Here is a 15,377-nt window from a genome sequence, read left to right as displayed (position 1 = left end):
TACCAATTACCGACAGAGTACTATGACCAAGTTTATATTTGTGACCGGTGGGGTAGTGTCCTCACTAGGAAAAGGTATTACCGCAGCCTCTCTTGCCGCAGTCCTTGAAGCACGTGGCGTGAGCGTGACGATGACCAAAATGGATCCGTATATCAACGTCGATCCAGGTACGATGAGTCCGTTCCAGCATGGCGAAGTGTTCGTCACCGAAGATGGCGCTGAGACCGATTTGGACTTGGGCTATTATGAGCGCTTCTTACGCCACTCTAAGATGAGTAAGAGCAACAACTTCACCAGTGGTCGTATCTATCAAAACGTTTTGAATAAAGAGCGCCGCGGTGAATATTTGGGTGGTACGGTACAGGTGATTCCGCATATCACTGATGAAATCAAAAGTAAAATTCTTGCCAGTGGCGAAGGCTATGACATCGCGATTATCGAGATTGGCGGTACCGTTGGTGACATCGAATCACTTCCATTTATGGAAGCCGTACGTCAGATGCAAGTAGAGCTTGGTCGTAATAGAGCCATGCTAATGCATCTTACTTTGGTACCGTATATTGCTAGTGCTGGTGAGACTAAAACCAAGCCAACGCAGCATTCAGTAAAAGAGCTGCGTTCTATCGGTCTACAGCCTGATATCTTAATCTGCCGCTCGGATCATCATATCTCGCCTGACAATCGCCGTAAGATTGCGCTATTTACTAATGTCGAAGAGCGCGCGGTCATCATGTGCGAAGACGCGCAAAGTATCTATCAAATACCGCGTACGCTACATGAGCAAGACCTTGATGATCTTATCTGTGAGCGTTTTGGTCTTGATGTGCCAGAAGCAGATCTTAGTGATTGGGACAAAGTCGTTGAAGCACAGCTCAACCCAGAGTCGACAGTCACTGTCGCTATGGTTGGCAAATATGTCGAGCTACCTGATGCGTATAAATCCATCAACGAAGCGTTATTGCACGCTGGCTTTACCCATCAGGTGTCTGTAGACATCGACTATATTGATGCTGAACGTCTAGAAACAGATGACAGCCTGTTTGCGCGCTTAAAGCAAGCCGATGCTATCTTGGTTCCAGGTGGTTTTGGTGAGCGTGGCACAGTCGGTAAGCTAAAAGCCGTCACCTATGCACGTGAGAACAACGTACCGTACTTGGGTATTTGCTTAGGTATGCAGCTGGCAGTCATTGAATATGCCCGTAACGTGCTAAAAATCGATGCCAATTCATCTGAATTTGACCGCAAAACTGCTGAGCCGATTATTGGTCTGATTACCGAATGGTTGGATGAGCGCGGCGAGCTACAGATTCGTAGCGATGATTCAGATCTTGGCGGCACCATGCGCCTTGGCGCGCAGCAAGCAGAGTTGGTTGCGGGCAGCAAGCTGAGCCAAATTTATGGCGCAACACGTATCAGCGAGCGTCATCGTCATCGTTATGAAATGAACAACCGCTATATTGAGCCGCTTGAGCAAAATGGTATGAAAATCTCAGGCTACTCTGCCAAGCAGCATTTGGTTGAGTCAGTCGAGATCAGTGAGCATCCTTGGTTTATCGCAGTGCAGTTTCATCCAGAATTTACTAGCTCGCCACGCGGTGGCCACCCGCTGTTTAATAGCTTTGTGAATGCTGCGAATAAATATAGCAGTGCAAAGTAGCGGTAAGTAGACTTCGTACACTGTATGAGCTTGAATAAAAGATCAATCTTCGGATTGGTCTTTTTTTATCACCAACGCTGTAAAACCATGTCCTTCTAGGGCATGGATGTAAGGCGTCAACCGTTGTCACCTAAGATGACATCTACCTTGTCAACTCTGCTTATTGAGATCATAATCATTCTATGAAAACGCTCAAACTACGCACCAAAGACAAACATGCCAAGCAGCTCAATATCTTAGCTGGTGCGGTCAACTTTGTCTGGAATTACGTCAATGAGCTTAGTTTTAAACATCTTAAGCGCACAGGCAAATTCTTTTCAGCCTATGACTTGGCCACTTACACCAAAGGGGCTAGTGAATACCTAAATCTGCACAGTCAAACCTTGCAAGCGATCAGTGAGGTTCACGCTAAATCCCGTAAACAGTTTAAAAAAGCCAAACTCAACTGGCGTACTAATAATCCAAAAGCCAAGAGAAGAAGCTTGGGCTGGATTCCGTTTAGAAAGACTGCCATTAAGCACTTAGCAACCCGTCAATCAGGCAAGAAAAGCCTTAAGTCCACTATCCAACTAAGCCTCGCTAAGGGTAAAAAACTCACAATAGATCTATGGGACAGCTATAATCTAGCCCTGTACAGCATCAATACTCTGGAGCTAGTGCAAGACAATCGCGGCCACTGGTATGCCTGTATCACCGTTAAAGACTTTCCTAAGGTTAAAGGTGGTGATGGTAAGGTTGGTGTTGATTTAGGGTGTAAGGATGCTGCTACCAGCAGCCAAGGCGACAAGCTAACCATTAAGCAAACCCAGAAATGGGCTAAAAAACTTACCATTGCTCAAAGAGCAAACCATAAAAAGCGCGTAAAAGCCATTCACGCCAAGATAAAAAACACTCGTCAAGACTTAATTCACAAGTTTACCACCAGTCTGATTAAGGACAACGCCTTGATAGTGGTCGGTAAACTTCAATCAAGCTCATTTACTTCAAGCAAACTAGCTAAGTCTGTCTATGACGCAGGATGGTTTGAGATGAAGCGACAACTGGACTATAAATGCAAGTATGCAGGTTGTCACTATATCGAAGTTAATGAAAGTTACACCACCCAGACTTGTTCGTGTTGCGGCTCACGCCAAAACAGTCCGAAAGTTAGAGCAGATCTTGGAATAAGAGAATGGATATGCGAGTGCGGTGTCACTCATGACCGCGATATTAACGCGGCCAAAAACATTCTTGCGGTCGGGCTTGACCGTCTTGTAGAAGGAATCCCCTCCGTTTAGGGAGGGGAGGAAGTCAACTGTTGCAATCAAGCACTTTTCTTTAATCTGCTATCGGTTACAATATGAGCTAGAGATAATAATAACGAAGGTAACGACTTTATGGATAATCTATTAACTGCGCGGTCGCATATTGAGCTTAAAAGCGGCAACAACGACATTATTAATATTGGTAACGATCAGCCGTTTGTACTATTTGGCGGCATGAATGTCTTGGAGTCTAAGGAGCTAGCGTTTGAGATCGCTGAGCAGTATATCGAGATTTGCGAGCGCTTAGGAATTGGTTATGTGTTTAAAGCCAGCTTTGATAAGGCCAATCGCTCAAGTCTGCACTCGTTTCGTGGCCCAGGTCTCGAGCAAGGCGTAGATTGGCTCGGACAAATCAAAGAGAAGTTGCAAGTGCCGATTATCACTGACGTGCACGAGCCGTATCAAGCGCAGCCTGTCGCTGAAGTGGCCGATATCATTCAGCTGCCGGCTTTTTTGTCGCGTCAGACCGATCTGGTCGAAGCGATGGCTAAGACCGACGCTATTATTAATATCAAAAAAGCCCAGTTCCTAGCGCCGCATGAGATGCGTCATATTATGAATAAATGCTTAGAAGCTGGCAATGACAAGCTCATCCTATGCGAGCGTGGCAGCGCCTTTGGTTATAACAACTTAGTCGTTGATATGCTCGGCTTTGATACCATGAAGCAAATGGATGTGCCGGTGTTTTTTGATGTGACCCATAGTTTGCAGCAGCCGGGCGCGCGTAGTGATAGTGCTGGTGGTCGCCGTGAGCAAATAACCACGCTGGCGCGGGCTGGTATGGCGACAGGGCTTGCAGGGCTGTTTTTAGAAGCGCATCCCAACCCTGAAGCAGCTAAATGTGATGGCCCCTGTGCGCTACGTACCAGTCAGCTTGAGCCCTTCTTGCGTCAGCTAAAGCAGATTGATGAGCTAGTCAAAGGATTTGCGGTGTTAGATACTCAGTAAGGTATCTGTCAATTTTTAACGGTTGTAGAAGGATAAAGCGATGGCTATTCAAACGGCAAAGGTTAGTATTGAAAATATCGATGACCAAGAGGGCATTGATGGGGTGATGACAGCGCTCAAAAATATCGATGGGGTTACTGCGGTTGAGCTTGATGCTGCTACGAATATCGCGCTAATTCGCTATGATGATACCGATACGAGTATTCATGCCTTTACTGCTGCTATCAGCATGGTGGATTATGTCACCCAGCCTTTTCCTATTGATGCGCCGCAGAACCCGCGTAACATGGAATAATGGTTTATAAATACATAGAGCGGACTTTATTTATCGTAAGTGACAACTTAACAGACACTAATAAAGTGTTAACCAAACACCCTTGTTGTTAGCACCAATATATCTTACCGTATATAGCAGCTACTCATTATTTATAATCACTAATAGTGAGCAGTTAACTCATGAACAATAACTCATAGATAATAATAAGGAGCCGAATATGGCAAATCAAACGAGAATTATAAAAGTCGACGGTATGACTTGTGAGAAGTGTGTAGATAGTGTGCATGGCGCTACCGTTGGTATGGATGGCGTTATCAGTATCGCGGTTGATTTAGCAGATAATCAGGCTACGGTTACTTTTGATGACGCAAAAACTAGTGCAGAAAAAATCGCCACTGCCATCGACGATGCAGGGTTTGATGCCAGCGTCGCTAATTCATAAGTATCCCTTTAATTGCTAGCAGAACCAGTTATTTTAAATGACTGGTTTTTTTTGTAGCTCACTGTTTTATAGCTCGAATCAAATCGCTGTAAGCGCTTGGTTTAAACGACTGACAGTACTCAACCGGTCAATGTCACTTGAAAACCGTCTGTAAAGCCTAATCTTATAACTACTATAATATACTTATTCTTTAATTATCGCTAAATGAGTGCTCCCATGACTGATTATTCCCGCACCGCTACTGACGAATCTTACGAAGTAGATACTGATATTCAGGCCAATACGGCCTTGCAGCCAGAGCGCGCTCATCTACAGCTAGCGATTGACGGCATGTCGTGTCAGGCCTGTGCTTCTAGGATCGAGAAGGTGCTGAATAAAAAGGATGAGGTTTATAAGGTCAATGTCAACTTTGCCGGCGAGACGGCGAACGTTGATTATAATCCTGAACAAACTACGCCTGAGCAAATCGCAGAATGGGTCAATAAGACTGGCTTTGTCGCCAATTTGCAGGCAGGCGATAGCTTATTTGCCAAAACTGATGAAGATACCGCGACTAAATGGCCTTGGCGCTTAATTGCCCTTTGGGTGTGCTTGATGCCTTTTTTGGTCGGTATGGCAGGTATGCTAACCGGCCAAGGTATGGCGTGGATGCCGCCGGTTTGGATACAGTTCATACTCGCAACTATCGTCCAGTTTGGTTTAGCGCTGCCGTTTTATAGTAGCGCTTGGGCCTCGATCAAAGGCGGTTTGGCTAATATGGATGTACTTGTGGTCATCGGCACCTTGGCCATTTGGGGCTACTCCACTTATCTATGGCTGACGCACGGCGATGGTACGTTAAATAGTTTACTACAAAGCGGACATGCTAGCGGTCATGGCGCGGAGAGTCTAGGCGTTTATTTTGAAGCGGGGGTGATGGTCATCGCCTTTGTGCGCACCGGCAAATATCTAGAAGAGCGTACCAAAAAGCACAGCTTGAATAGCATTGATTTACTGCTATCTTTGACACCAGATGAGGTCGAGCTACAGCAGGCGGATGGCAGTTTTCAAGCGCTGCCGCTAGCTGAGGTGAAGATGGGCGATATCTTACGCGCCAAACAAGGCAGCCGCGTTGCTACCGATGGCACAGTGATTGAGGGCAGCGGCTGGTGTGAGGAGAGTCATCTAACAGGCGAGTCGGTACCAATAAAAAAAGAAGTGGGTGATGAGCTGTTAGCAGGGGCTTTGGTCGAGAACGGCAGTTTATTATACCGAGTTGGTGCTAAAGGCCGTGATACCAAGCTTGGCGACATGGTACAAGCGCTGAGCGATGCGCAGGGCTCCAAAGCAGATTTGGCTCGCCTTGCTGATAGAGTGACCGCTATCTTTGTGCCGGTGGTGATAGCTATTGCTATTATTACCTTTGCCATCACTTGGTGGCTGACAGGGATGGTCGATACGGCGCTTATGCATGCGGTGTCGGTATTAGTAATTGCTTGCCCTTGTGCGCTAGGGCTGGCAACGCCTGCCGCGATTATGGCGGGCATGGGAGTAGCAGCAAGGCATGGCGTCTGGTTCAAAGATGCGCAAAGCCTTGAGGCGGCAGGTCATATTGATACGGTCGTACTTGATAAGACAGGGACGTTAACCCTTGGAAAACCGGCTATCGTTGATCAGATGATGGTCGATAAATCGATAGTGGCTGACGATGTATTGCAGCTTGCCGCTAGCGTTGAGGCACATGCTAGCCATCCGCTAGCGACGGCGCTCATCAATGAGGCGAGCGCACGCCAATTACAGCTCATGCCCGTAACAGATATAAATGTAGTCAAAGGCGCAGGTATTCAGGCGACTATCGAAGGTTTAGGGATAGTCAAAGTCGGTATCGCTGAGTTTGCGAGTTTAAAGCTGCCTAGACTGATGCCAAAAGTTTGGCAAATTGCTAGTACAGTCGCCGTGAGTATCAATGATGAGCCGCTCGGCGCTTTTGCCTTAGCAGATGATCTAAAAGCAGATACCCCGCAAGCGATTAGTGCCCTACAAGAGGCCGGACTCAAAGTCATCTTAATGAGTGGCGACAAGCAATCTGTGGTCGATCATGTGGCTTGGCAGCTGGGTATTGATGAGGCTTATGGTCGCATGAGCCCGCGAGATAAGGCCAGTCAAATTGCTAAATTACAAACCGCAGGCCACAAGGTTGCGATGGCAGGCGATGGGGTGAATGACGCTCCTGCTATGGCAACCGCTGATGCAAGCTTCGCCATGTTTGAGGGTACAGATGTCGCGCAGCACAGTGCTTCCGCGCGCTTGATGGGTGAGTCCTTGATGCACATCGATGCGGCGCAAAAAATTGCCAGCGCCACACTGCGTAACATCAAGCAAAATCTATTCTTTGCTTTTATCTATAACTGCCTAGGTATTCCGCTTGCAGCTTTCGGTTTTTTAAATCCTATGATTGCAGCGGCAGCGATGGCGCTAAGCTCTATCTCTGTATTAATGAACGCGCTACGCCTAACGCGGTTTAAAACCCAAGTCGAGCTGGATGACACAACACGAGTTTCAAGTCCTAAAAAACTAGCTGAAGCTAAATAAAGTGCCAGAAAATTTAATCGAATTTATGCTATGATGCCAACTATCAAAGCTCATTATACTTTCCCTTTTTTATCCCACACACTTGGCATGACCAAAGGAATTCACAGACATTATGTACGCTGAAGAAATCACTAACGTTACGGCAATTAAAGACATTCGCGCTCGTGAGATTTTAGACTCACGGGGTAATCCAACGATTGAGGCGGATGTTATCTTAGCTGATGGCACTATAGGCCGCGCCGCCGCGCCAAGTGGTGCCTCAACAGGCTCTCGCGAAGCGCTTGAGCTACGAGATGGTGATAAGGATCGCTACTTAGGTAAAGGCGTCAAAAAAGCCGTCGCTAACGTCAACAGCCAAATCCGCAGCGCGCTGATGGATAAAGACGTCACAGAGCAGCAAAAGATCGATGATGCGATGATTGCGCTTGACGGTACTGAAAATAAAGAAAGCCTAGGCGCTAATGCTATGCTAGCGGTGTCTTTAGCAACTGCTAAAGCTGCGGCAAAATCACAGAGCCTACCGCTACATCAATACATCGCCAATCTGCGTAATCAGACTTCTTTGACGATGCCAGTACCGATGATGAATATCCTAAATGGTGGTGAGCATGCCGATAATACCGTCGATATTCAAGAGTTTATGATTGAGCCGGTAGGTTTTTCAAGCTTCTCAGAAGCACTGCGCGCGGGTACAGAGATCTTCCATAGCCTAAAATCAGTATTAAAATCACAAGGTTTAAATACTGCCGTTGGTGACGAAGGCGGCTTTGCTCCTAATTTGCGTAGCAACGAAGAAGCCATTACCGTTATTATGCAAGCGATTGAGCAAGTCGGCTATAAGGCGGGCGATGATATTCACTTAGCGCTTGATTGCGCTGCTAGTGAGTTCTATAAAAACGGTAAATATATCTTGGCAGGCGAGGGTAATAAGACTTTTGATAGCCAAGGCTTCTCTGATTATCTGGTCAATCTAGCGCGTCAATACCCGATTATCTCTATCGAAGATGGCCTTGATGAGTCAGACTGGGATGGCTGGAAATACCTAACTGAACAAATCGGTGACAAAGTACAATTGGTGGGTGATGACTTGTTTGTCACCAACCCTGCCATCTTGCAAGAAGGTATCGATAAACATATCGCCAATGCTATCTTGATTAAGTTCAATCAAATCGGTACGTTATCTGAGACGTTAGATGCTATCTATATGGCTAAAAACAACGGCTACGCGACTATTATCTCGCATCGTTCAGGTGAGACCGAAGACAGCACTATTGCTGATCTAGCGGTCGGTACAGCTGCTGGCCAAATCAAAACCGGCTCATTATGCCGCTCAGATCGCGTTGCGAAATATAACCAACTCTTGCGTATTGAGCAGCAGGTTCGAGCCAGCTATCGCGGCGCTGATGAGTTCATAGGCCTGCGCGGTTAACACTGCTTGGTCGCTAAACGGTCTTTTTCTACTGGGTTAGAAAGAGACCTTTTATTATCATAATGTGAAGCTCTTTTATGAAGTATTTTAGTCAATTCATGCTCTTAGCTTTAGCCATTGCTGTACTCTTAGGGCTACAGTATCAGTATTGGCTAGGTGAAAATGGCCGCGTTGCTAGCAAGCAGCTGTTGGCGCAGATCGAAGAGCAGCAGCAATCTAATGACAATCAGATAGCGGCTAATGAGCTGCTGCGCACTGATGTCCATGATTTGAAGACAGGTCTAGAAGCCGTAGAAGAGCACGCGCGCTTAGACTTAGGACTAATTAAGCCTAATGAAACCTTCGTTCAGATATCTACCGCTCCTACGACCCATACTCGCTATAATCCATAATTATCAGAAAACAAAGCTACTTTCAGCTGATATTTGCATCTCCACCTTCTCACCCTTTTAAATATCGATGATAGCCCTATCATGAATACTACTCCGAATATACACGCTATGATTGTCGCGGCCGGTCGCGGCAACCGTTTTGGCGCAGCTATTGCCAAGCAGTACACGAAAATCAACGGGCAAACGTTATTACAGCATAGCGTGACTCGACTAGCCTCTAGTGGTTATATAGACCACTGTTATCTTGTCATCGCAGCCGACGATGAAGTGGCCTCTACCTTGACATATACGCTACCGATGAATTATGTCGTAGGCGGAGCAGAGCGTTGGCAATCGGTGCGCGCTGGCGTCAGCGCTATTCTGGGTAGTGGCGCTGATAAAAGCGATCTCGTCTTAATCCACGATGCCGCCCGTCCAGCTGTGCCTACTGAAGACATTGATAGCGTTATTACAGCCGCCATGTCTGAACCTTATGGCGCGATCTTAGCGGCTCCCGTCGCTGATACCTTGAAGCTATCTACAGCGCTACCTGCAAAGCAGCTCGATGATCATAATGACCATTGTACTAATGGTAACGATTATATAAAAACTACCGTTAACCGTCAGCACATGTGGCAAGCACAGACGCCGCAGGTCTTTCGCGTCGGGGAGCTGAGCCACCTACTAGACTATATTAACGAACATCAGTTACATATCACTGATGAAGCGAGCGCCTTTGAGTATTTAGAGTTGCCTATTCGCTTAGTAACGGGTAGTCGCCAAAATATAAAATTAACCTTTCCTGATGACGCAATAGTGCTAGCTGCTATTCTAACCGCCCAAGCACCTTGAAGATAAAACAAACAAAAGTTCTCAAATATAGTAAAAGACAGTCATTTTATATAGTAATAAAATATATTTATATTTCAAAAATAATACGTATAAAGCAGCTAAGTTAGACAATAACCTTTTTCCTCTCAGAGCCAGTAGTCCGCTCCTCTTTGTTTTTGTCTCCAAAAACTATCAAAATCCTCTCAATTACAATTATTTAGCGCTTACAGCAGAGTTTGTTTGCTTTGTTGACCATAAGAGCCTATGATGTAACTAAGTTTATACAATTACACTAAAAAACTTATAATATATATAATAGTGCATTACAGTCCTAATTAATCTTGCTAGGATTTTACAATCATAAATACAAGCATTTGTTTATTAATAGACTGGCCACTCAATTATAGGTTTATACCATAATAAGGAGAATCTAATTGTCAAAGCTCAATGCAGTAAGACGCTCAGACACAACTGATCTCTACCAATTCATCTATATTAGTCGTATTACTTCTATAGGGCTATCTGGCGCGAGTACCCTCAACGATATTGCTGAAGTCTCAATTGCACATAATAAAGCTGAAAATATCTCGGGTATTCTTTGCTATGGCAATGGCTATTTTTTTCAGTATATCGAAGGCTCAGAGCAGGCTTTAACGAATCTCAAAAACCGCATCTTAAAAGACAATAGACACAAGGATATACAGACTTTAGCGTTTTCGGCCATTACTGAGCGCCGTTTTACTGGCTGGTCGTTACGCTCAATCATCCTTGAGCGCTGGATGCTTAAAGATCCTAAAGTAAAAGTATTTCTACCGTTCAAGCCTTATGAATGGACTTCTAATGATTGGGCGAAGTTGTTAGAAATCCTACAAGGCTACTACGAATATCAAGAAATAGAGGACAAAATCGACACTCAGCCTATTAAGTATAGTGCACTAGGTGTCACTTTAAATAAGGTTGTCGGCCAGCATCAAGCCTTTTTCCTTATTCAAAGCGTATTAGGGATACTGATTGTTTTGGCTTTATTATGGTTTATGTTGTCAGATAAGCTATAAAGATAATATCCAAAATTCCATAACCTAGTCTAATAACACCCTTATAAAACCAGCTAACGTCGCGCGTTGGCTGGTTTTTTGCTTTAAGCTTTAGAATTTAATAGCTTTTGTGAGTACTGAGCTGCTGACCATTGAGAATTGCATGGCACTTGGACTAAGGGGCACTTAGACTCAGGATAGAAAGGATATTAATTTTTAAGCATAAAAAAACCTTCAAAATCTAATAGACTTTGAAGGTTTCAAAAATGCTTATTACTAAAAATAAGTATTTTAAAATATGGCGTCCCCAGGGGGATTCGAACCCCCGTTACCGCCGTGAAAGGGCGGTGTCCTAGGCCTCTAGACGATGGGGACTAGGTCATACGCTTCAGCTGCTTTCACCGTTTATGCTGAAGTGGTGCACATTTTAATAGCGTCTGTGCTTACTGTCAAGCTTTTTTCTACGTTTTTTGAGGGTTAAATATCTTTTTTTTAGTGCTCGGCGAGGATGTAGATTATTCTTCTTTAAATGATGGCGAATCCATAAAGAAGTACAAGCACTAATCGTTATTGCCAAAATCATATAACCTAGAATGGTCGCCCATAATTTTGTTTGTGGGTCCATAGCAAAATCCTTTTAATGGCCTCTGTTACTCATCATACGCATAATTGCATCTGACGAGCAAGCGAAGTCAGCTAAAGATTACAAATGCTATTCAACCCCTTGTAGCAGTTTTATTAGCCTTCTGGCTCATCGGTAGCGTCTGGTTTGTCGTCTGGCTCTGGTTCTGGCATATCAGTATGCAAGGCGTTAGCGAGCATCGGATAGCTGTTGAGAATATGACAAAAAAGCTCAGCAGTCTTTTGCGTATCATAAAGCGCTGAGTGGGCGTCATTACCATCGAACTCCAATCCTGCAGCCTTACACGCACGTGCCAGCACGGTCTGGCCAAAAGCTAGAGCGGATAAAGTAACCGTATCAAAGACTGAAAACTGATGAAAAGAGCTGTGGTTTTTGCTATTGGTACGTAGTACCGCAGCGTTTAAGAACCCTAAATCAAAATGAGCATTATGGCCGACCAAGACGCATTGACGGCACTCTTGCTCACGGCGTACTTCTTTGAGCGCTTTAAAAATACGACGCAGCGCTGTCTTCTCATCTTCAGCGATGGCTTTACGCATAGGATTATTAGGATCAATACCAGTAAACGCTAAAGCTTTGGGCTCTAGATTCGCGCCTGCAAATGGCTCAATATGCGCGTTTAATGCTTCTCCTAAATAGAATACTCCCTCGTCATTTAGTAGAATCGGAATACAAGCAATCTCAAGCAGGGCATCGGTTTGAGCGTTGAAGCCTGCGGTTTCGACATCGACGACAACAGGCATAAACTTACGAAAACGCTCTTTTAGAGTCATCGGTGCCGGTGACTCGACGGCCTCTAGGTCTGCTGCAGGAGTGCTGCTTTTATTCTTATTTGCCGTACTCATTGAGTTTTCGGTGGACGAAGTTATCTCGCTTTGCATAGTCATAATCATCTAAAATTTTTTATCATCAGTGAGGAGGCCGTTTTGCGGCGGCTTAATGAGCTGCGCGGGTTGGCGCAGCTTGAGGGTGGCTGGTCTATTCGTTAGGCTTTAATAGACCAAGGTAGTGTTTCACCGGCCATCAGCGGAGTGAGGGTAGAGCCATCGAAGTAAGGATAAGCGCTTGGGACTTGCATCGGAGTCTTAGTCAAAGTGACTGTCTCAGAGTTCAGCTCTAACCCATAGAACTGAGCGCCAAAACGACTGGCGAAGCCTTCGAGTTTATCAATCTTACCGACGCTATCAAACGCTGTGGCATATAAAGCTAGCGCCACCTCTGAGCTATAGCAACCAGCGCAGCCGCACGCAGCTTCTTTTTTATGAGTGGCATGCGGGGCAGAGTCGGTACCCAAAAAGAATTTTGGATTACCACTTGTGGCGACATCTAGTAATACTTTTTGATGGCTTTCGCGCTTTAAGATAGGCAGACAGTATAAATGTGGTCTGATACCGCCTACTAATAGATGGTTGCGATTGAGCATCAAATGCTGCGGAGTAATGGTTGCGGCGACATGATTGCCTTGTGACAATACAAAGTCCGCGGCGTCGCTGGTCGTGATATGCTCCATGACGATCTTCAGGGTCGGGAACTTACCAATGATTTGCCCCATGACCTCTTCTAGAAAGCGTTTTTCTCGATCAAAGATGTCGACATGGTCATGAGTGACTTCGCCATGAATGAGCAGCGGTAAGTTGTGCTTTTCCATAGCTTCAAAGATATCAGCGCGAGCATTAATATCAGTGACGCCATCAGCGGAATTGGTCGTAGCGCCAGCCGGATAGAGCTTGACTGCTTGTACGATGCCGGACTGAGCGGCAGCTTCGATATCTTGTACGCTCGTCTGATCGGTCATATACAGAGTCATACGTGGATCAAAGGCAGCTTTACGCTCCTTTGGAATGTCGCTGATTTGTAGCTGCTGTAAGATACGCTCACGGTAAGCGCGCGCATCATTAGTGTTTTTGACAGGAGGAACGAGGTTTGGCATACAGATAACGCGGTTGAAGCTGGACGCTGCATGCGGCACTGTCGTCGCAAGCGCCTGATCATCACGTAAATGAAGATGCCAGTCATCTGGTTGCAGGATGGTTAACTCTGTAATCGAATCAGTAATAGGAATCATAGCGCTCAATAGGTTAATTGATGAGACAAAAGGCGTAAAAATGCTCTGATAAAACCACATTTATTGTTTTGCTATCATAACAGGTTTACTGACTTGACTGAATATGTGGCTGCACATCTCTACATAATTATTGGCAAAGGCAGTCGAACTGGGGACTGCTTAGCCTGATGATTTAAGCTGCGCGCGCTGTTAGTCTTTTGCCTATAGCAAATATGATGTACACTGGAGATGGAATCTATTTTTGACTCAGTTTTCATCTTTGTTCGTGTTTTTTTATATTATTTATCACTAATTATATTTACTTACCGCTCATTATACTGACAGGAGTTATTTATGGCGCAACTTGATCCAAAAAATATCAATAAAATCGTCTTAGCCTATTCAGGTGGTCTTGATACGTCCATCATTGCCAAATGGCTGCAAGAAACCTATGATGCAGAAGTCATCACCTTTACCGCCGATATCGGTCAGGGCGAAGAAGTTGAGCCTGCGCGTGCCAAAGCTGAAGCGATGGGCATCAAAGATATCTATATCGAAGACTTGCGTGAAGAGTTCGCTCGTGATTATGTTTATCCAATGTTCCGCGCTAATGCCATCTACGAAGGCGAGTACTTACTTGGCACGTCTATCGCTCGTCCGCTTATCGCCAAGCGTTTGGTTGAGATTGCTAAAGAACACGATGCTGATGCCATCAGTCACGGTGCCACCGGTAAAGGCAATGATCAAGTGCGTTTTGAGCTAGGCGCGGTCGCTTTGTCTCCTGATATTGTCACTATCGCGCCTTGGCGTGAGTGGGATTTATCAAGCCGTGAGAGCTTGATGAAATATGCTGAAGAGCATGATATCGCAATCGATTACGCTGGTAATAAGAAAAAATCTCCATACTCTATGGACGCAAACTTACTGCATATCTCCTATGAAGGCGGTATATTAGAAGATCCATACATGGAAGCAGAAGAGGATATGTGGCGCTGGTCAGTGAGCCCAGAAGAGGCGCCTGATGAGCCGCAATATCTAGAGCTTGAATACAATAAAGGCGATCTCGTTGCTATTGATGGCGAAGCGCTCAAGCCTTATGAGGTGATGATTAAGCTCAATGAGCTTGGCGGCAAACATGGTATTGGTCGTTTAGATATCGTTGAAAACCGTTACGTCGGTATGAAGTCGCGTGGCTGCTATGAGACGCCAGCTGGTACTATCATGCTAAAAGCGCATCGCGGCATTGAGTCTTTGACACTAGATCGGGAAGCGGCACATCTAAAAGATGAGATCATGCCACGCTATGCCAAGATTATCTATAACGGTTATTGGTTCAGCCCTGAGCGTCTTATGCTACAGGAGCTTATCGACAAGTCGCAAGAGTATGTCAACGGTACGGTACGTGTGAAGCTGTACAAAGGCTGCGTGAGCGTCGTTGGCCGTAAATCAGATGATTCACTATTTGACGAAAAGATCGCCACTTTTGAAGATGACGCCGGTGCTTATGACCAAAAAGACGCTGAAGGTTTCATTCGTCTAAACGGTCTACGTTTAGCGATCGAAGCCAGTCGCGGTCGCGATCTATCTAAATAAAACGACCCAATGGTATTTTTAGACTTATAGGGCGTGTTGAACATTCACAAATGGGCACTGCTGATCGCTAAAATAGTTCTAGTCTAAGTGAAAATTGCAGATAATGCTTACTGCATTGGTTAGATTTTCGCAACGACTAGGGCGATTTTAGCATCAGCCCTCACGACAACAACAGGGACAGGACTATTTTTTGCCGCTTTATTGATAAAAATAGACGCTTAGAACGACTAAAC

14 protein-coding genes and 1 tRNA gene are annotated in these 15,377 nt (G+C 45.3%); 11 read left to right on the top strand and 4 right to left on the bottom strand.

Annotated features, from left to right (window positions below; translation table 11 throughout):
* Positions 1 to 22 precede the first annotated feature (22 nt).
* The 10 genes from JMY03_RS04095 to JMY03_RS04050 all read left to right on the top strand — a co-directional run bounded on the left by JMY03_RS04095 (position 23) and on the right by JMY03_RS04050 (position 10,885).
* Positions 23 to 1,657, top strand: a complete 1,635-nt coding sequence (locus JMY03_RS04095) for a CTP synthase (protein ID WP_201601293.1) — start codon at positions 23 to 25, stop codon at positions 1,655 to 1,657.
* 182 nt (positions 1,658 to 1,839) lie between these two features.
* A complete protein-coding gene (locus JMY03_RS04090) occupies positions 1,840 to 2,934 on the top strand; it encodes an RNA-guided endonuclease InsQ/TnpB family protein (protein WP_201601291.1) in 1,095 nt (364 codons plus the stop codon).
* Between the two features lie 99 nt (positions 2,935 to 3,033).
* Positions 3,034 to 3,909: a 3-deoxy-8-phosphooctulonate synthase gene (gene kdsA / locus JMY03_RS04085; protein WP_201601289.1), complete on the top strand. Its 876-nt coding sequence runs from the start codon at positions 3,034 to 3,036 to the stop codon at positions 3,907 to 3,909.
* A 40-nt stretch (positions 3,910 to 3,949) separates the two neighbouring features.
* Positions 3,950 to 4,204 (top strand): cation transporter, encoded by a 255-nt coding sequence (locus JMY03_RS04080; RefSeq protein WP_025643884.1) that lies wholly within the window; start codon positions 3,950 to 3,952, stop codon positions 4,202 to 4,204.
* Positions 4,205 to 4,403: 199 nt separating this feature from the next.
* Positions 4,404 to 4,628 (top strand): heavy-metal-associated domain-containing protein, encoded by a 225-nt coding sequence (locus JMY03_RS04075; protein WP_201559353.1) that lies wholly within the window; start codon positions 4,404 to 4,406, stop codon positions 4,626 to 4,628.
* Between the two features lie 216 nt (positions 4,629 to 4,844).
* Positions 4,845 to 7,199, top strand: a complete 2,355-nt coding sequence (locus tag JMY03_RS04070; RefSeq protein ID WP_201601287.1) for a heavy metal translocating P-type ATPase — start codon at positions 4,845 to 4,847, stop codon at positions 7,197 to 7,199.
* A gap of 112 nt (positions 7,200 to 7,311) precedes the next feature.
* Positions 7,312 to 8,628 carry a phosphopyruvate hydratase gene (eno, locus tag JMY03_RS04065; protein ID WP_201601285.1) on the top strand — a complete coding sequence of 439 codons (1,317 nt, stop codon included), beginning with the start codon at positions 7,312 to 7,314 and terminating at the stop codon, positions 8,626 to 8,628.
* 77 nt (positions 8,629 to 8,705) lie between these two features.
* A complete protein-coding gene (locus tag JMY03_RS04060) occupies positions 8,706 to 9,020 on the top strand; it encodes an FtsB family cell division protein (RefSeq protein ID WP_025643876.1) in 315 nt (104 codons plus the stop codon).
* Positions 9,021 to 9,101: 81 nt separating this feature from the next.
* Positions 9,102 to 9,851 (top strand): 2-C-methyl-D-erythritol 4-phosphate cytidylyltransferase, encoded by a 750-nt coding sequence (gene ispD, locus JMY03_RS04055; protein WP_201601284.1) that lies wholly within the window; start codon positions 9,102 to 9,104, stop codon positions 9,849 to 9,851.
* Positions 9,852 to 10,264: 413 nt separating this feature from the next.
* Positions 10,265 to 10,885: a BLUF domain-containing protein gene (locus tag JMY03_RS04050; protein ID WP_201601282.1), complete on the top strand. Its 621-nt coding sequence runs from the start codon at positions 10,265 to 10,267 to the stop codon at positions 10,883 to 10,885.
* A 278-nt stretch (positions 10,886 to 11,163) separates the two neighbouring features.
* On the opposite strand, the gene JMY03_RS04045 is transcribed toward JMY03_RS04050, so the two are convergent.
* From JMY03_RS04045 to pyrC, 4 genes are all read right to left on the bottom strand, one after another.
* Positions 11,164 to 11,239, bottom strand: a tRNA-Glu gene (locus tag JMY03_RS04045).
* A gap of 52 nt (positions 11,240 to 11,291) precedes the next feature.
* Entirely contained in the window at positions 11,292 to 11,489 is a 198-nt protein-coding gene (locus JMY03_RS04040; protein ID WP_025643870.1) for a hypothetical protein, read from the bottom strand.
* A gap of 113 nt (positions 11,490 to 11,602) precedes the next feature.
* Positions 11,603 to 12,280, bottom strand: a complete 678-nt coding sequence (rnt, locus tag JMY03_RS04035; protein ID WP_227675516.1) for a ribonuclease T — start codon at positions 12,278 to 12,280, stop codon at positions 11,603 to 11,605.
* Between the two features lie 212 nt (positions 12,281 to 12,492).
* Complete coding sequence (pyrC, locus tag JMY03_RS04030) at positions 12,493 to 13,572, bottom strand: dihydroorotase (RefSeq protein WP_201559281.1); 1,080 nt, start codon at positions 13,570 to 13,572, stop codon at positions 12,493 to 12,495.
* Between the two features lie 333 nt (positions 13,573 to 13,905).
* Between pyrC and JMY03_RS04025 the strand changes: the two genes are divergently transcribed.
* The gene (locus JMY03_RS04025) at positions 13,906 to 15,144 is read left to right on the top strand and encodes an argininosuccinate synthase (protein WP_201601280.1); all 1,239 of its coding nucleotides are present in this window, start codon (positions 13,906 to 13,908) and stop codon (positions 15,142 to 15,144) included.
* The last annotated feature ends 233 nt before the right edge of the window (positions 15,145 to 15,377 follow it).

It is taken from the genome of Psychrobacter submarinus, assembly GCF_904846685.1.
Classification (GTDB): domain Bacteria; phylum Pseudomonadota; class Gammaproteobacteria; order Pseudomonadales; family Moraxellaceae; genus Psychrobacter; species Psychrobacter submarinus.
The sequence above is the reverse complement of the archived record's forward strand: the minus strand, read 5'-3'. Positions and strand labels throughout refer to the sequence as shown.